Origin of the sequence: Marinomonas sp. (assembly GCF_965225885.1) — a bacterium.
Classification (GTDB): domain Bacteria; phylum Pseudomonadota; class Gammaproteobacteria; order Pseudomonadales; family Marinomonadaceae; genus Marinomonas.
This window is the reverse complement of sequence record NZ_OZ245329.1, coordinates 4,198,545-4,214,513: the sequence shown is the minus strand read 5'-3', so window position 1 is coordinate 4,214,513 and position 15,969 is coordinate 4,198,545. Positions and strand designations below refer to the sequence as shown.

At 45.0% G+C, this 15,969-nt stretch carries 17 protein-coding genes, 1 tRNA gene and 1 pseudogene; 9 read left to right on the top strand and 10 right to left on the bottom strand.

Annotated features, from left to right (window positions below; all coding sequences use genetic code 11):
* The first annotated feature begins 53 nt into the window (after positions 1-53).
* Positions 54-971 (top strand): DMT family transporter, encoded by a 918-nt coding sequence (locus ACO05V_RS20160; protein WP_421855843.1) that lies wholly within the window; start codon positions 54-56, stop codon positions 969-971.
* Between the two features lie 48 nt (positions 972-1,019).
* Positions 1,020-1,265 (top strand): annotated as a pseudogene (locus ACO05V_RS20155) (response regulator transcription factor); the annotation flags it as partial.
* Between the two features lie 16 nt (positions 1,266-1,281).
* On the opposite strand, the gene ACO05V_RS20150 reads toward ACO05V_RS20155, so the two are convergent.
* The 5 genes from ACO05V_RS20150 to ACO05V_RS20130 form a co-directional block, all read right to left on the bottom strand.
* The gene (locus ACO05V_RS20150) at positions 1,282-2,208 is read right to left on the bottom strand and encodes a CysB family HTH-type transcriptional regulator (protein WP_421855841.1); all 927 of its coding nucleotides are present in this window, start codon (positions 2,206-2,208) and stop codon (positions 1,282-1,284) included.
* Between the two features lie 6 nt (positions 2,209-2,214).
* Complete coding sequence (locus ACO05V_RS20145; RefSeq protein ID WP_421855839.1) at positions 2,215-3,303, bottom strand: sulfate/molybdate ABC transporter ATP-binding protein; 1,089 nt, start codon at positions 3,301-3,303, stop codon at positions 2,215-2,217.
* Positions 3,304-3,313: 10 nt separating this feature from the next.
* The gene (cysW, locus tag ACO05V_RS20140) at positions 3,314-4,192 is read right to left on the bottom strand and encodes a sulfate ABC transporter permease subunit CysW (protein WP_421855837.1); all 879 of its coding nucleotides are present in this window, start codon (positions 4,190-4,192) and stop codon (positions 3,314-3,316) included.
* Positions 4,193-5,032: a sulfate ABC transporter permease subunit CysT gene (cysT, locus tag ACO05V_RS20135; RefSeq protein ID WP_421855835.1), complete on the bottom strand. Its 840-nt coding sequence runs from the start codon at positions 5,030-5,032 to the stop codon at positions 4,193-4,195. It lies immediately after the preceding gene.
* A 213-nt stretch (positions 5,033-5,245) separates the two neighbouring features.
* Positions 5,246-6,259 carry a sulfate ABC transporter substrate-binding protein gene (locus ACO05V_RS20130; protein ID WP_421855833.1) on the bottom strand — a complete coding sequence of 338 codons (1,014 nt, stop codon included), beginning with the start codon at positions 6,257-6,259 and terminating at the stop codon, positions 5,246-5,248.
* 167 nt (positions 6,260-6,426) lie between these two features.
* On the opposite strand from ACO05V_RS20130, the gene ACO05V_RS20125 reads away from it, so the two are divergent.
* Complete coding sequence (locus tag ACO05V_RS20125) at positions 6,427-6,864, top strand: GNAT family N-acetyltransferase (protein WP_421855831.1); 438 nt, start codon at positions 6,427-6,429, stop codon at positions 6,862-6,864.
* A gap of 49 nt (positions 6,865-6,913) precedes the next feature.
* On the opposite strand, the gene ACO05V_RS20120 is transcribed toward ACO05V_RS20125, so the two are convergent.
* From ACO05V_RS20120 to ACO05V_RS20110, 3 genes are all read right to left on the bottom strand, one after another.
* Positions 6,914-8,809 carry a methyl-accepting chemotaxis protein gene (locus ACO05V_RS20120; RefSeq protein ID WP_421855829.1) on the bottom strand — a complete coding sequence of 632 codons (1,896 nt, stop codon included), beginning with the start codon at positions 8,807-8,809 and terminating at the stop codon, positions 6,914-6,916.
* Positions 8,810-8,875: 66 nt separating this feature from the next.
* On the bottom strand, positions 8,876-10,174 hold the full coding sequence (locus ACO05V_RS20115) for an SLC13 family permease (RefSeq protein WP_421855827.1): 1,299 nt from the start codon (positions 10,172-10,174) through the stop codon (positions 8,876-8,878).
* 38 nt (positions 10,175-10,212) lie between these two features.
* Positions 10,213-11,037 (bottom strand): amidohydrolase family protein, encoded by an 825-nt coding sequence (locus ACO05V_RS20110; protein WP_421855825.1) that lies wholly within the window; start codon positions 11,035-11,037, stop codon positions 10,213-10,215.
* Positions 11,038-11,204: 167 nt separating this feature from the next.
* Between ACO05V_RS20110 and ACO05V_RS20105 the strand changes: the two genes are divergently transcribed.
* The gene (locus ACO05V_RS20105) at positions 11,205-11,942 is read left to right on the top strand and encodes a GntR family transcriptional regulator (RefSeq protein ID WP_421855823.1); all 738 of its coding nucleotides are present in this window, start codon (positions 11,205-11,207) and stop codon (positions 11,940-11,942) included.
* A gap of 136 nt (positions 11,943-12,078) precedes the next feature.
* Positions 12,079-12,408, top strand: coding sequence for a DHCW motif cupin fold protein (locus ACO05V_RS20100; RefSeq protein WP_421855821.1), 330 nt, complete (start codon positions 12,079-12,081; stop codon positions 12,406-12,408).
* Positions 12,409-12,557: 149 nt separating this feature from the next.
* Here the strand turns inward: ACO05V_RS20100 and ACO05V_RS20095 are convergent, their stop codons facing one another.
* A complete protein-coding gene (locus ACO05V_RS20095) occupies positions 12,558-13,091 on the bottom strand; it encodes a redoxin domain-containing protein (RefSeq protein WP_421855819.1) in 534 nt (177 codons plus the stop codon).
* A 112-nt stretch (positions 13,092-13,203) separates the two neighbouring features.
* Between ACO05V_RS20095 and ACO05V_RS20090 the strand changes: the two genes are divergently transcribed.
* Positions 13,204-14,073, top strand: a complete 870-nt coding sequence (locus ACO05V_RS20090) for an AraC family transcriptional regulator (protein ID WP_421855817.1) — start codon at positions 13,204-13,206, stop codon at positions 14,071-14,073.
* 13 nt (positions 14,074-14,086) lie between these two features.
* Here ACO05V_RS20090 and ACO05V_RS20085 read toward each other — a convergent pair whose 3' ends face one another.
* A complete protein-coding gene (locus ACO05V_RS20085) occupies positions 14,087-15,028 on the bottom strand; it encodes a GlxA family transcriptional regulator (RefSeq protein WP_421855815.1) in 942 nt (313 codons plus the stop codon).
* Between the two features lie 127 nt (positions 15,029-15,155).
* Between ACO05V_RS20085 and ACO05V_RS20080 the strand changes: the two genes are divergently transcribed.
* From ACO05V_RS20080 to ACO05V_RS20070, 3 genes are all read left to right on the top strand, one after another.
* Positions 15,156-15,320, top strand: a complete 165-nt coding sequence (locus ACO05V_RS20080) for a hypothetical protein (RefSeq protein WP_421855813.1) — start codon at positions 15,156-15,158, stop codon at positions 15,318-15,320.
* Positions 15,286-15,678: an isochorismatase family protein gene (locus tag ACO05V_RS20075; protein WP_421855811.1), complete on the top strand. Its 393-nt coding sequence runs from the start codon at positions 15,286-15,288 to the stop codon at positions 15,676-15,678. Before ACO05V_RS20080 ends, ACO05V_RS20075 begins: the two co-directional genes overlap by 35 nt.
* Positions 15,679-15,849: 171 nt before the next feature.
* Positions 15,850-15,926 (top strand) — tRNA-Ile (locus ACO05V_RS20070).
* The last annotated feature ends 43 nt before the right edge of the window (positions 15,927-15,969 follow it).

Here is a 15,969-nt window from a genome sequence, read left to right as displayed (position 1 = left end):
AAGCGCATTGAAACCCCTTAGCATTTAGCGCAAATGAAATGGAAGGAAGCTGAATGTCTCACTTTAAGCAACAAAATATGGCAACGATGGCTGTTGCTATGTCGGGACTCATCTGGGGGATTCTTTGGATACCATTGCGTGCATTAAATGCGGCTGGTATCGATGGTTTGTGGACGACTGTGGTTTTTTACGCTTTCCCCGCCGCTCTTCTTGCGCCTTTATATGTTTTTCGATGGAGACACCTTATTCAAGGCGGTCTTTCTCTGCATCTGCCTAGTTTGCTGGCTGGTTTAGGGTTAGTGCTCTACGCAGAGGCCTTGCTCTATACACAAGTGATTAACGCCATGCTGTTGTACTACTTAACGCCTCTGTGGAGCACTTTGCTTGCTAGATACCTATTAGGAGAGAGAATCTTTCTTGATCGCTGGATCAGTATGATTCTCGCGTTCGCTGGCATATTGATCATTTTCAAAATAGATACGGGCATTCCATTACCTAAAAATATCGGTGATTGGATGGGATTTGCCTCAGGTATAGTTTGGGCGTTTGCTGCGGTGTACATGAAAAAGAGCGGCAAGCAGAACACCATGGACGTTACCCTGTGTTATTTCTTGTGGGGAAGTATTTCTGCTCTGATCTTGACTCAACTTCCGATGGAAGAGGCTCAGCAACCACCTACATTGGCGCAACTACATGACGTATTGGGTTGGCTTATTCCTGTTGTGGTAATTTTAATCATTCCACCGGCTATCGCGATATTGTGGGGCGCCAGCGTACTAAGTCCCGGAATTCTAGGGATCTTATTCATGACAGAAATCAGTACTGGTTCAATCAGCGCAGCAATGTGGGCAAATGAACCATTCGGATTACGCGAAATACTTGGTATTACTTTCATATCATTAGCTGGATTGTGGGAACCGCTTCGAGGAAGCTTAGGGGCAAACAAAAGAGTAGAAAATCGGCATACTTAAAAACTCGTTATGGCTTGTTAGGCTTACAGGTTTAAGCGATACCGATGACTGGAAGACGGTGACAAACCAGCAGGTCCAGCCTTATTGAAGAAAGAACTGGATCTAACCGATCGAGAGTCAGAAGTGTTGCACTGGATTGCCAACGGTAAAACCAACCGAGAAATCGCTGAAATTCTCGAAATGAGCCCGCGCACAGTCAACAAACACCTAGAGCAAATCTTCCCTAAGCTTGGTGTCGAAAATCGCACTTCGGCCGCTGGTGTGGCTCTGCGGGTTTTGTCGGCAGAGCGTTAATTAAAAGGGGCGTCAGCTATTCGGGCTTTATCTCTGCATTTATAACATCGGCGGTTAAATTGTCAGCGCATAAATGAATGAAGTCATAGGCGTATTGGCGTAAATAATGCCCTCGGCGTAAGCCAATTTTACTCCAGCTGGGTTCGAATAAATGTTGTGACGGTAAGATAACCAGATCTGTATCACGTTTTTCATCATAGGCGACGGACGCAATAATCCCCACGCCCATGCCCAACTCCACATACGATTTGATGACGTCCGCATCTAACGCTGACATGTCGATATTCGGTTTTTCTCCCGCATGCCGAAAGGCTTTTTCGATATTGGCTCGGCCAGTAAATCCATCGTGATAGGTCACTATCGGATAAGCGTTGATGGCTTTTAATGTCAGTGGTTGAGGATGCTGATTCAATGGGTGATCTTTGGGCACGACGACGGTGTGCGTCCATTGATAGTAAGGGAAGCTCGCCAATTCGGCGATGTCGCCCAGTGTCTCTGTGGCAATACCAATGTCGGCTTCGCCGGCGAGTAACAGTTTAGCAATTTCGCTTGGACTACCTTGATGTAACTTCAAATGAACTTTTGGGTACTTTTGCTTAAATAAGGTAATCACCACCGGCAGGATATATCTTGCCTGCGTGTGAGTGGTGGCGATGGTGAGTTCGCCACTGTCGTTGTCGCGATAGTGATCTGCTAAGTTTTTGATGTTGTTGGCATCCAACAGAATCCGTTCGGCAATTTTGATTAATTCTTTGCCCGGCTCGGTGAGTCCGAGCAGTCGTTTGCCTTTTCTAACAAACAGTTCGACACCTAGTTCGTCTTCTAAATCTTTGATGTGTTTAGAAACACCCGATTGCGACGTGAAAAGATGGTTGGCGGCCTCCGTCAGATTGAAATCTTGTCTGACGGTTTCTCGCAAAATACGTAATTGCTGAAAATTCACTGGTCGTTATCCTTGTTGTTCGCTAAGTCGTAGTGTTTCTATTTTTTTAGGGAAGAGCGCTAAAGCTGAGGGGACTAATTTGACCTCTTGCCCAATGTGCAATGACTGAGCTTGTCGCTGTTGTTGGGACAAGTGTACTTCGTAATGTGTGCCGTTAAGACCGTCCAGTTCCACCTTGGTTTCGATACCAAAGGATAATACACGGCTTATTCGTGCGGACACGCCTTCGTGATGATTATTATCGACGATTTTTAATTCATGGGGTCTGGCAAAGGCAAACACGTCTTGGGCATGGCCATAAGAATCATTATGGTGACGCAATTGTTCATTACCAACCTGTAAATGCTCTTGTTCCACGCGGCCATGAAACACGTTAACCGAACCTAAGAAACTGTACACGAACGGCGTTTGAGGGTGATTGTAAACCGCTTCTGGTGTGCCGACTTGTTCTACTTTGCCGTGATCCATTAAGACCACTCGGTCGGCGACTTCTAGTGCTTCTTCTTGGTCATGGGTGACAAAAATAGAGGTGATATGCAGCTCGTCATGGAGTTTTCGCAACCAACGACGTAGCTCTTTTCGTACTTTTGCATCTAAGGCGCCAAAGGGTTCATCCAGTAACAAAACGCGTGGTTCGACCGCTAAGGCTCTCGCCAAGGCGATACGCTGACGCTGGCCGCCAGAGAGTTGTGCAGGAAAGCGATCTGCCAACCAATCCAATTGCACAAGCTGCAATAAGCTGAATACTTTTTCTCTGATTTTTGACTCAGACGGACGTTGTGCTTTGGTTTTCATTCTCAAACCAAAAGCAACATTATCGAAAATCGTCATGTGCTTGAATAAAGCATAATGCTGGAAAACAAAGCCGACCTGACGATCCCTAACGTGCGTGTTTGAGGCGTTTTCGCCATCTAAAATAATGTCACCATGATCGGCCTGTTCTAATCCGGCAATTATTCGTAATAAAGTGGTTTTGCCGCAGCCAGATGGGCCAAGTAGCGCCACTAGTTCGCCAGAAGGAAAGTCCAGTGATATATCGTTGAGGGCAGTAAACTCGCCAAATTGCTTGTGTATGTTTTTTACGTTGATGCTCATATATCACCTATTATCCATTCGTTCTTTTGCTGATTTTATGCTCGACATAGCTTTTGATGACCAAGGTCAGCAGAGCTAATAAAGCCAATAAAGACGCCACTGCAAAGGCTGCCGAGAAGTTGTATTCGTTGTAAAGAATTTCCACATGCAAGGGCAGGGTGTTGGTTTCGCCACGAATATGACCGGACACAACGGATACAGCACCAAACTCCCCCATTGCTCTGGCGTTACAGAGAATCACGCCATACAACAGACCCCATTTGATATTCGGTAAGGTCACGTACCAAAAGGTTTGCCAGCCTTTCGCACCCAGCACAATGGCAGCTTCTTCTTCCTCTTTGCCTTGTGCTTGCATGAGTGGAATCAGTTCGCGCGCGACAAATGGAAAGGTCACAAATATGGTGGCCAGCACAATGCCGGGTAAGGCGAAAATAACCTTGACGTCATTGGCGACTAACCATTCGCCAAACCAGCCATGAACACCAAATACCAGTACCAAACTTAAGCCAACTATGACCGGCGAGATGGAAAAAGGCAGATCGATAAAGGTGATTAAAATCTGTTTACCTCTAAATTCAAATTTTGTGATGGCCCACGCGGCTGCCACCCCAAAAAACAGGTTTAGCGGCACAGATATCAGTGCGGCGGTTAGTGTAAGAGCAATGGCAGACAGGGCATCGGCATCCGTAAATGCTAGCCAATAGGTTTCTAATCCTTTGCGTAAGGCTTCGGTGAAGACAGCGATTAATGGCAATAACAAAAACAGCGCAAAGAAACTTAATGAGATTCCTAGCAGTAAATATTTTACCCAGTTGGGCTCTCGTGTTGCGGCGTTCTTTTCAAAACGTGTTGTTTGTGAAGCGTGCGTTTGTATAGCAAGTGTGCTCATTTAAGCGTTCCTTCCTGTTTGTTTGGCTGTCCATGACTGCAATAGGTTAATCAGTAGCAATAAGATGAATGACACAATTAACATGACGGAAGCGATAGCTGTCGCGCCTGTGTAGTCGTATTGTTCTAGCTTGCTGATGATCATTAAGGGCGTGATTTCGGACACCATAGGAATGTTACCGGCAATGAAAATAACCGAGCCGTATTCGCCCACCGCACGGGCAAATGCTAGGGCAAAGCCCGTCATGATGGCGGGTAGCAAGACTGGTAAAACCACATAGCGACAAGCTTGCCAACGATTCGCGCCTAGGCTTGACGCGGCTTCTTCCAATTCGGTATCAATTTCTTCCAATACAGGTTGTACCGTTCTCACCACAAAAGGCAGGCCGATAAACACCAACGCAATCAAAATACCAATAGGCGTAAAAGCCACTTTAATGCCAAAATAGCCTTCAATGATTTGTCCAAGCCAACCGTTTTGTGCGTATAAAGCGGTTAAGGCGATACCAGCAACCGCTGTAGGCAAAGCAAAAGGCAAGTCGATTAAGGCGTCGACGATGCGTTTACCGGGAAAGGAATAACGTACTAAACACCAAGCCAGCAACACGCCGAAGACGGCATTAATAGCAGCTGCTAAAAATGATGTGCCAAATGACAATTGATAAGACGCCATAACACGAGGTGAGGTGACTACTTGCCAATATTCAGACAGGCTTAACTGACTAGTGAAGATAAAAATCGCGCTGATGGGAACCAGTACAATGAGGGATAAATACACCAAGGTGTAACCCAGAGATAAACCAAATCCGGGTAACACCGAAAATTGACGAAGCGTGTTCATTACTGACTCCAGAATGTCTAAAGTCTGTAGTTTATGGAGATGGCTTATGCAGCAGAACTAAGAATAAATGGGAAGCTTATGAAGAAAAGTGATTTGGCTTTTCTTGTTCAACGGTCTCGTAAAAGTAAAACGTTAAATGCAAAACGGACGCTGATGGAGCGTCCGTTTTGCGTTTATGGTTACGAGATTAAGAGGTTAGAAGGCGATTGGCTTTTATTTAACGGTATAGATCTGGTCAAACTGCCCACCATCACTAAAATGAGTTTTCTGTGCTTGCTGCCAGTTGCCGAATTTTTCTTTGATAGTAAACGTTCTAACGTTTGGAAAACGCGCGATGTCCTTAGGATCTGCCAATGCTGGTAAGACTGGACGGTAGTAATGTTTTGCCGCTAAACGCTGTGCCTCAGGTGAATATAAATAGGCTAAGTAGGCTTCTGCCACTTCTTTTGTGCCGTGTTTTTCAGCAATTTTATCCACCACGGTAACGGGCGGCTCCGCCAAAATAGACACAGAGGGTACGACAATTTCAAATTGGTCTGGGCCTAGTTCATTAATGGCAAGAAAGGCTTCATTTTCCCATGCAAGTAATACATCGCCTATGCCACGTTGAACAAAGGTATTGGTTGCACCACGAGCACCGCTGTCCAACACAGGGACATTTTTAAACAGCTGTTTAATATAGTCTTTGGCTTTTTCCTCACTACCGTACTTTTCTTCTGCGTAACCCCAAGCCGCCAAATAATTCCAACGGGCACCACCAGAGGATTTTGGATTCGGTGTGATGACTTGGATGTCAGGTTTGACTAGATCGTCCCAGTCTTTGATGTTTTTAGGATTGCCTTTTCGAACCAAGAAAACAATGGTCGATGTATAAGGCGAGCTGTTGTTGGGGAGTTTTTTCTCCCAATTTGAATCTATGTTGCCAGTTTTTTCGGCAATCGCGTCGATGTCGTAGGCCAAGGCTAACGTCACTACATCGGCTTGCAAACCATCAATCACAGCGCGTGCTTGTTTGCCTGCACCACCGTGGGATTGTTTGATCGTTACGTCGTCACCAGTACGCTGCTTCCAATAGTCGATAAACAGCGGGTTAAACGCTTGATAAAGTTCGCGAGTGGGGTCATAAGAGACATTGAGCAAGGTAATGTCTTTTGCAATAAGCTGTTGGCTAGCCACGGCGGCACTAATAATTAAGGGTAATAAACTGAGTCGTTTTTTAAAGGTCATTTTCTGTTTCCTTGGTGAAATGGTTTTTTGCCTGAGGCGTTAAAGACAAGGAAAGGTTAAGTAAACACTTGCATGAACAAAACCAATTTAAAATGGATTGTTTATACGAAAAAATGCTAAATAATACGTTTGTCTTAGCCCTAGCTAACTTTAAAGGAGTCCGAATTATGTCCGTTGAACAATCCACAGAACTGCCTATTCAGTATAAAGTGAATCAGGCAATTACAGCCGCTCAGTTTATTGAGCTGCTGTCGAAAACCACACTCGGTGCGCGTCGTCCTATTGATAATCTAGAGACAGTAAACGCGATGCTGGAAAACGCCAATTTGTTGATTACCGCATGGCAAGGTGAAGCTTTGGTGGGCGTGTCTCGTTCGGTGACGGATTTTGCCTTCTGCTGCTATTTATCAGACTTGGCGGTGGATGAAGCAGTGCAAGCTTCGGGGATCGGTAAAACCTTGGTACGAATGACCAAAGAAGCCTTGCATCCCAAGTGTTCTTTGATTCTGTTGTCTGCGCCGCAAGCGGTCGATTGTTACCCTAAAATTGGCTTTACCCAACACAATAGTGCGTGGGTTTTGACGAATGTTGATGACTTAACGTAAATACAAAAAGGGCCACTTCACAGTGACCCTTTTTGTATGATTGGCAGATTTAGATCTGGAATTGATCGACTTCTGTGTCCACTTGCTTAGCAAGTTGGCTGAGTCGTTTTGATTGTTCCACACCGGTTTTGCTTTCAGCGGCTAAATCGGCCGCCACTTGGCGAATGATTTCGCTGTTTTGGCTGATTTCATTAGTGACCGCGGTTTGTTCTTCTGCGGCCGTTGCGATTTGTGTTGCCATGTCTGAAATGCTGATGATGGCATTGGCGATTTCTTCTAGGCTTTCCGTCGCAGCATCAGCATCGACCACGCTGGTTTGCGCTTTGGCACTGCTGCTTTGCATCGAGGTAACGGCTTTTGATGTCTGCTCTTGTAGTAACTCAATCATCTTTTGAATTTCTTCGGTAGAAGAGTGAGTACGTTGTGACAAAGTGCGCACTTCATCGGCAACCACGGCAAAGCCACGACCATGTTCACCGGCACGAGCCGCTTCGATAGCGGCGTTAAGCGCTAGCAAATTAGTTTGTTCTGCGATGCCTGTAATGGTCGATAGAATGCCACTGATTTGCTGGGCATGTTTGTCTAAATCGGCGATTTGTTGAGTAGCCGAGCTGACCTCATTAGCAAGTTCATAGGTTGAGTTGCGGCTCTTCTGCACTTGTTCGCTGCCTTTATGACCGAGTTCAACGGAGTGACTCGCGGCTTTCGCGGTTTGCTCTGCATTGCCGGCAATTTCATGAGTTGCGGCTGCCATTTCGGTAACCGCAGAGGCAACCATGTCGATTTCTTGTTGCTGCGTGGCAACACGAGAAGCGCTCTGTGTAGAAGAATTTGATACTTGATGTGCTTCTTCAGCAACGTCTTTAGACAGGACTTTTAGACGTTCAACAACGCCGTGCATGTGACTCACAAAGTCGTTAAAGCCTTGTGCTAATACGCCAATTTCGTCATCACGTTTTACTTCAATGCGGGCGCGCAAATCGCCTTTGCCTTTGGAGATATCTTGTAAGGCTTTAGATACGCGATTTAAGTCACTAAAGAGCACTTTAAATAACCAATATAAGAAGCCACTAAAGGCTGCCAGCATAAGCAGTGCCGTGATGATCTGGCGAACTAAGACTTTATAAACTGGTGCCATCAGTTCACTTTTGTCCATGGTGAACACCAAGGTCCAGTCCGTATTAGGAATTTCTTGCGCGTAGGCAAATACTTCTTTTCCGTTGAGGGTTTCTTCTATCAATTTATCTTCTTTCGCTAGTTTCGACAGTAATTTAGGCGCGAAAATAGAGGCGATAGATTCGGCCTTTTTCATTACCATATTCTTGTCGGCGTGGGCAATAATATCGTTGTTAGAGGCAACCATCATGGCAGAGCCGGAACCTGGAATATCAAGCTCAGATACTTGCTCGGAGAGTTGGTCAAGGCTTAGGTTAGCGCCCACGGTGCCGAAACTGCGACCATTTTTTGTCACCGGACTGGTCAGGATAATAACCAACTCTTTTGTGGTAGAGCTTAGATTTGGACCGAGCATACCGGCTTTACCCATGTTCATGGCTTCTTGATACCAGCTTTTTTGACGCGGGTCGTAGCCCGGACGTTTTGCATCTAGTGCTGGATCTTGGCGATACATTTTTCCGTCGTTGTTGCCGTAATAGGTTAAGGCAAATTTACCACTGTCGTAGGCTTGTTTGATCGCTATGTAAGGCGATTGTTCTGGTGCTCGCTCTAAGGTGTTAGCAAGCGATGCAGCAATCACTTTACGGCTATTTAGCCATTCGCTTGTGTTGTCGCCATAGGCTTTTGCAAAATGGCGAACATCTTTTAATAGTGAATCGCGCATTTGCTGAGTTAGGGAAAGCGTTGTTTCTGTGACTAAGTACGTTGTCGTGATCACGACAGCGAGAATGCTAACACTCAGAAGGCGAGCGCGCAGTGAAAGAGCCATTGGTATCTCCAATAAAAAAAGGGCGTAGCACCAAACGGTGCATACGCCCAAAGAGGTTTTTGAGTACTAAAGCACGAAAGTGATTAGCAAATTAAATAATAGGGCGGCGGCAAAGCCCAGTGGTGCCGCACGAAACAGAAGCTGAGGGAACAGTTTTGTCCGACTTTCTTCTGTTGGGCAGGCGCCAAGAATCAAACTTCCTCCAGAGGAGAAAGGTGAGATAGCCGTGGCCTGCGCACCGACAACGATACAGATGAATAACATCATCGGATCCAGTGACAAGCTTTGAGCAATTGACGGTACGATTGGGAAAAGCGCTGGTGTAACCACGCCCAATGTACTGGCAAAAAGGGACATAAAGGCAGCGACAATACCGAACGCAACAGGTACTAACACAGCGGGAATTGAGGTGCCGATCCAAGAGGCAAGGTCGTTGATTGTGCCGGCTTTAATTGCCACAGAAATCAACATACCCACACCACAGATCATAATAAGTGTTGACCAAGGCACAGACGCAATGGCTTTACGCTCGTCTCCAAGTTTCAATAATAATGCGATAACAGAGAACACGCTGGCGATTAGACCTATGTTCATTTTGGAATTAATAAAGGTAATGGTCTCATTGTCTGGGAAAATAAGATGAGAAATCGGAGCAAGCAGTACTAATCCCATCATGATTAGCGTTAAGGCTAACGTTTGAGATTGCTCTTTGTTGAATGGCGTTGGGCGTTCTATTTTAAAATCATTTTTTGCCACATTAGCACGGTGCTTAGTAAAGAAAACCAATCCAGTAATTACTAGGAAAGGAATAATGGCAGTGCTTAGGAAAATGCCGATGGAGTTGATAAAGGCTTGGTTTTCCGTCACGCCAGCGTTTGTCATGATGCTGCGGAAAATAATGCCGCTTTGACTAGACATGAAGTTCGCGCCAGTTAATGCGCCGTAACCTACCGACATAGAGCCAATCACCATGCTCATGCCAGTGCGTTGGCAAAGCAATAAAGTAATCGGTGCCATAAAGGCCAGAACGGTGTAATAACCTGCGCCTAATGCTGAAATGATGGTCGTAGTGATGTAAATCGCGTATGGCAACAAGTGAGGAAAGCGACGGCAACGATACATAAGATGTTCGGCAAGTTTTTCTAACGTCCCATTGATAATGGCAAAACTGTAAAATAACGACACCGAAAAGATGATGAAGAAGATCTTCAGTGGCCACATTTTAATAATGTCGTTAGGACTTAGTCCAAGCGCAAAACTACCAATTAAATAGGCAAAGGCGATGGCAAAAAACCCGATATTAATACGGGTTTTATAACCAAGGACGATAGATAGCAGGATTGCTCCAACAACAAGTAGACTCATTTTATGGTTCTCTTTTACATTTCTTATTTGGTTGGCGGTTAAAACCTAAACAATTTGCTTGGGTTAGTAATCAGTACTTTATTCCGCTCATCCGTGCTGGGTAGTAGGGCTTCCATAAAATTGTATTGTTCTGTGTAATCCGTCTGTGTTTCAAATTGCGTGTTTGGCCAATCACTTCCCCATAGGAAAAGCTCTGAGTGTCCATAGGCTTGGCGCAGTATTGCTAGCATTTCTTGTGCTTGCTCGATATTGGCATTACAGCGATAAGCGGCTGAAATTTTTGTCCACACTGGCGCGCCACTGCTTAATAAATCTAAAAAATCTTGGTGTGCAGGATTAGTTGGTTGGATACCCATCAATGTGCGACCGAAATGATCGACAATGACCTCAACACCAGATTCTAAAATAGCAGGTAAAAAGCTCGCTAGATCATCTAATTCGCGCTGGATTTCAACAACCCATTTGCGTTTTGCCAATTTACTTAAAAATGTTTGCCATACAGGAGACGTGTAATTTTCGAGTGGTTTATTTATCAAGTTTAGGCGAATACCCACCACGCCAGATGCATCTAACTCATCTAATTCACTATCACTAATACTAGGATCGACGACTGCAATGCCTTTAAGTTTCTCAGGATGTTGACGTAAGGCTTGCACCATAAAGCCGTTGTCAGTACCTAAAAAACTGGGTTGCACCAAAACACCGTAAGATATGTTGTGGTTGGCTAACTGGGTCAAAAAGTCTTCCGCTAGTGCATTATAGTCTGGGGCGTAGCGACGTTCTGCAGCCATTGGCAAATCAGTACGAAAAATATGCGCATGCGTGTCTATGCCTTTTATTGGCATATCAGTGTCAGAAATCATCAAAAGACCTTTATGTCCATGCGTTTAAATCAATTTACTGTAAGGGAAGTGTATACTTTTGTAATTCATACATATGAATATATGTTTGTATGATTAAAAAGTCAACAATCATAGACGCCTATCTACCTGAGTATTAGAATGAGGATATTTACCAATGAGGGATCGAAATGACGCTGTTTAAGCAGGGGCGGGATCATCGTTTACCGCTTTATCAACAGGTACGTGATGAATTGCTGGACAATATTAGTTCGGGTGTTTGGGTGCCTGATGTGCCGATTCCGACAGAAAGTGAACTAACAAAAAATTATAAGGTGGCGATAGGCACTATTCGTAAAGCGGTTGACACCTTAGTCAACGATGGTTTGCTTTACCGTAGTCAAGGTCGTGGAACCTTTGTGCGTCGTCCCGATTTTAATGCCTCTTTATTTCGCTTTTTCCGTCAAATGTCTTCCGATGGGCGTTTTGTTATGCCCGAAAGCCAATTGCTATCCAGAACGTTTAAAAAACCACCACAGCAAGCCGCTGATGCGTTAGAAATCGATGTGAATGACAAGGCCATTTGTCTTGAGCGTTTGCGACTATTAGAAGAGCGTGTGGTATTAACGGAAGAAATTTGGCTGCCAGCATCACTTTTTAGCAGCCTTATCGATTTAGAATTATCTGAATTCGGTAATTTGCTGTACCCGTTTTATGAACAACAATGTGGGCAGCTTGTTGCGTCTGCGAAAGAAACCTTAACCATCAAATCCGCGAATGCACATATTGCTGGAGCCTTAAAAACTGCAGAAAACAGCCCTGTTGCCGTGATTGAACGAGTGGCTTATGGCTATGATAAAACGCCCTTGGAATATCGAATTTCACATGGTTCTGCAGAGACGTTTTGCTATCAAATAGAGATTACTTAAAGGCTTCAGATATTACTTTAATCTTCTAATATAGTGCTTGACCAACGTTCTTACCTAACGCTTACTACAGGTCATGTTATGCCGCTCAAATGGAGCAGCATTGTCTTGTAAATAGAAGGCTTTTAAGGCGTTAGATATGAAGATTACAGATTTACCCTTTGGCATTACCGATTGGCAAGGCGTGGAAAAAACCACCCACAAAGGCGAGAGCGGATTTGCCTATTGGCAGACCAAACAATTTGGTGATATTCGTGTTCGAATCGTCACGTATTCTGCTGGCTACTTGGCGGATCATTGGTGTACAAAAGGCCACATTCTTTTTTGTATGAGTGGCGAGCTGAAAACCGTATTACAAGATGGCCGTACTTTTTTGTTGTCGGCGGGGATGAGTTACCAAGTGGCGGATGACGCGGAACCGCATCGCTCTTCGACCTCTGAAGGCGCCACGCTCTTTATTGTAGATTAAGAGTTGTAGATTAAGAGCTGTAGATTAAGCGTTGTAGATTGAACATGGCGAATAAATAGAAAAAGCAACACCACGCAAGTGATTTTGCTTTTTCTATGTCACTGCATTCAAGGCGCTAAAACAGCAAACGTCTTAGACGAAAAGAAGCCTTAAACCAATTCACCACGGGCTGGATAATTGATATCCAATACGATACCAATCGCCGTTAACACTTCTTTGAAATGAGGGCGAGCAAACGGCATGGTGCTGATGTTGCTCCAGTAAAGTGTGCCGTCTGGTTTGATCAAAAACAAACCTGGCTCGGTAAACTCTGCTGGCTCTTGAGACGCTCCTTGGCCTGTATCGCCTCGGCTTGCGCTGCGATGTAATCCCCATGCTTGAGACTGTTCCACACTTAGCTCGTAACCTAAGGTTAGCTTGTCGATTCTCCAAGCAGAAAACGCTTCTTGTGCGCGTTCTTTGCTGTCTGAACTGATCACCAAGGTGCTGACGCCTTGTGTAATAAAATCATCGTGCAAACGGTTAAGCTCTTGTAGGTAGCCTTTACAAATAGGGCAATGCAAACCACGGTAAACCACAACCATAGTGAAATGTTCTGGTGCTTGTTCCGCTAAGGACCAAGGGCCGCTTAGTGTATTAACGTCTAATGCTGGGGTTGCTTGTCTTGGTTTTAATACAATCATGTTGATCTCCTGATGAATGAATATCGCCATATTAAGTGAATATTTGATACGATAGGTGATCATTAATATATAAATAATTGCAGATCGTATAATTTGTGGCAGGTGAATTTTCATGGACAAGCTCTCTTCGGTACTCGAAACTTTTCGTCCCACTGCTACCTTAGTGGATTGTTATGCTGTGCCATCAAGCAGTCTCTTAGTGTTATCTACTGACGCTTGTTATTGGTTTTATTTGGTGGAAGGGCAGTTAGAAATTCTGACGTCACAGAGTGACAAAAGACGAAGAAACGAGCAGGATTCTTTGCTATTGAACTCAGGCGACGGTTTATGGTTGCCGTCTGGTCAAGACATCACATTGCGACGACTCAGTGAGAAAGCCTGTTTGCTTCGATGTGATTATACCTTTGGAAGCAAGCAGCTAAATCCATTGTTAGATTCCCAATCGCAATGGATTAAGGTGACCAAAGGCGATAACGTTGCGACCTATTTAGCGCCTATGACGGCCTTGTTATTACAAGAAAATCTTGATCCTCACTGTGGTTCAAAAGTTGTTGTCGCCCGTTTGGCCGAAGCTTATCTCATCCAGTTATTACGGTTTTTCTTGCAGTTTTACATTATCAATGTGGGATTAATGGCAGGGCTCAGCGATGATAAGTTGGCAAAAGCCATTGTTGCCATGCACGATGCGCCAGACAAAGACTGGCAAGTGTCGAGTTTAGCCGCCGAAGCGGGCATGTCTCGTTCAGGTTTTAGCTCGCATTTTAAACAAACCTTAAATATGACGCCTATGGGTTATCTCACGTCTTGGCGAATGCGTTTGGCAGGGCAACGCTTAATCAATGGCGAACACAATCTTGCGATATTAAGTCAGACGCTGGGTTATCAAAGCGAAGCCGCGTTTCGTCGCACCTTTAAAAAGTATATGGGCATTGCGCCCGGTGCCATGCTTCGCGAGTCAAAAAGAACAGCGCTAAATCACTAACTCGTTTCAAGCATTAAACCGAGGAAGACACAAAGCGTTGCCGAAAAGCGCTGGGCGTTAATCCAATAATTTTGTGAAATGCTTTGCGGCAACTGCCGGCATCTTCATATCCCACTTGTAGGGCGATACTTTCGAACGGCAGTGTCGTTTTCTCCAACTTGTCGCAAACTACTTGAATACGAAGTCGCTGCAAATATTCATTTGGGTTGAATCCAGTGCATTTAGCGAATCGTCTTAAAAAGGTTCTCGGTGTGAGTTTGGCGAGAGCGGCCATACTCTCGGTGCGTTGCAGTTCGGCAAAATGGCCTTGTAAATGATGTTGAACCGCCAGAATCGCCGCATCGCCATGGTCGAAATTTGGCTGGAATTGCTGATAATAGCGTTGCTCTCTTTTGCCTGTATCAATCACCAAGGTTTTACCCAGCTGACGAACAATATTGGCATTCATCAAGGCTTGTACCAGCTCCATCGCTAAATCCACCCAAGACATCATGCCACCGGCGCTGATCACATCGCCTTGGTTAATCAATATCTTCGATGTGTCCATTGTTTGCTGAGGGAAGCGTTCCTTAAACAGGCCTTCTAGCGCCCAGTGTGTTGTCATTAAGCGTTTGTCGGTAAGACCTGTGTAAGCCAAGAAAAACGCCCCAGCGCAGGCACTGCAAAGCATGGCGCCTTGTCGATGTTGCGCGATTAAAAAATCATTGATGCTGGTATTTTTCTCGCTGTAACTGGCTTTTTCCAAACTGGGAGGCAACAACACGGCGTGATAAAGTTGTTGAATCTCTTGGCTTTTGAAAAGGTCGGCTGCATGCAAAATATGCGTGGTGATGCGAACTTCTAAACCTGCTTCCTCACAGGCTTCATTGGCAAGCTCGAATGTCTCGGCAAAACCATAAACCGCCGACAAGAGACAATGAGGATAAGCAAGCACAGCGATTTGATAATGTTTCAAGGGAAATACTCATTTTGTCAATTTTGGCTTTTAATATGGCAAATTTGACACTGTAATGGAACCCATCGTTTTGCGATTCTAGGGTTCTTAATAAAGGTCTTTGTAAACAACACAACAGGAGCCAACAATGAGCCGCACTGCATTATTAGTAATTGATCCACAAAACGACTACTTCGCAAATGGTAACTTTCCGCTATGGAATGCCGATGAAGCCCTAAAAGAAATGGTGAATGCCATTCACGCTGCCAAAGAGCAAGATGCCGCCAGTGGTACTGGTACAACATGTCTCTGACAGCGAATCGCCATTTTTTGTAGAAGGCACCGAAGGGGTGAAACTTCACCAAGCGATTCTAGACGCCGCACCTGATGCGCCAGTGATTACCAAAGAACACGCCGATGCTTTTCAAGAGACAAACCTAACGCAAGTGCTAGAAGAGCTGGAAGTCGACCGCTTGGTTATCTGTGGCATGATGACGCAAAACTGCGTGACCCATACTGCGATTTCTGACGCCGCCGACCCTTACCAAATCAGCATCTTGCCGGATGCCTGCACCACACGTGAAGAGCTTTTGCATTTGATCGCCCTAGAAGCGATTCAAGCAAAAGTCACCTTTACTGAAATTAAGTACGCATTTGAACGTGCTAATTGATAAGTAAGAGCGAACCAAAAGCCAAGCTGAAAGCAATGGCTTAGCAGATAGGCAAAGTGGTTGGTTAAAAAAACATCAGATAATCAACCACTTTCAAATATTTATTACACATAAATTGCACGCACTTCTTGGCAAGCGGCGATCATGTCGATATAATCTGCAACGCTTTTAGGGCCTGTAGCTCAGTTGGTTAGAGCATCCGACTCATAATCGGCAGGCCCCCAGTTCAAGTCTGGGCAGGCCCACCATATAAAATAAGGCGTAGCAGGTTAGTGCCTACTACGCCTTTTT

Coding starts and splice junctions, on each gene's coding strand:
- ACO05V_RS20160 (WP_421855843.1), top strand. CDS start 54: ATGTCTCACTTTAAGCAACAAAATATGGCAACGATGGCTGTTGCTATG.
- ACO05V_RS20145 (WP_421855839.1), bottom strand. CDS start 3,303: ATGAGCATCAACGTAAAAAACATACACAAGCAATTTGGCGAGTTTACT.
- cysW (WP_421855837.1), bottom strand. CDS start 4,192: ATGAGCACACTTGCTATACAAACGCACGCTTCACAAACAACACGTTTT.
- cysT (WP_421855835.1), bottom strand. CDS start 5,032: ATGAACACGCTTCGTCAATTTTCGGTGTTACCCGGATTTGGTTTATCT.
- ACO05V_RS20130 (WP_421855833.1), bottom strand. CDS start 6,259: ATGACCTTTAAAAAACGACTCAGTTTATTACCCTTAATTATTAGTGCC.
- ACO05V_RS20125 (WP_421855831.1), top strand. CDS start 6,427: ATGTCCGTTGAACAATCCACAGAACTGCCTATTCAGTATAAAGTGAAT.
- ACO05V_RS20120 (WP_421855829.1), bottom strand. CDS start 8,809: ATGGCTCTTTCACTGCGCGCTCGCCTTCTGAGTGTTAGCATTCTCGCT.
- ACO05V_RS20115 (WP_421855827.1), bottom strand. CDS start 10,174: ATGAGTCTACTTGTTGTTGGAGCAATCCTGCTATCTATCGTCCTTGGT.
- ACO05V_RS20110 (WP_421855825.1), bottom strand. CDS start 11,037: ATGATTTCTGACACTGATATGCCAATAAAAGGCATAGACACGCATGCG.
- ACO05V_RS20105 (WP_421855823.1), top strand. CDS start 11,205: ATGACGCTGTTTAAGCAGGGGCGGGATCATCGTTTACCGCTTTATCAA.
- ACO05V_RS20100 (WP_421855821.1), top strand. CDS start 12,079: ATGAAGATTACAGATTTACCCTTTGGCATTACCGATTGGCAAGGCGTG.
- ACO05V_RS20095 (WP_421855819.1), bottom strand. CDS start 13,091: ATGATTGTATTAAAACCAAGACAAGCAACCCCAGCATTAGACGTTAAT.
- ACO05V_RS20090 (WP_421855817.1), top strand. CDS start 13,204: ATGGACAAGCTCTCTTCGGTACTCGAAACTTTTCGTCCCACTGCTACC.
- ACO05V_RS20080 (WP_421855813.1), top strand. CDS start 15,156: ATGAGCCGCACTGCATTATTAGTAATTGATCCACAAAACGACTACTTC.
- ACO05V_RS20075 (WP_421855811.1), top strand. CDS start 15,286: ATGCCGCCAGTGGTACTGGTACAACATGTCTCTGACAGCGAATCGCCA.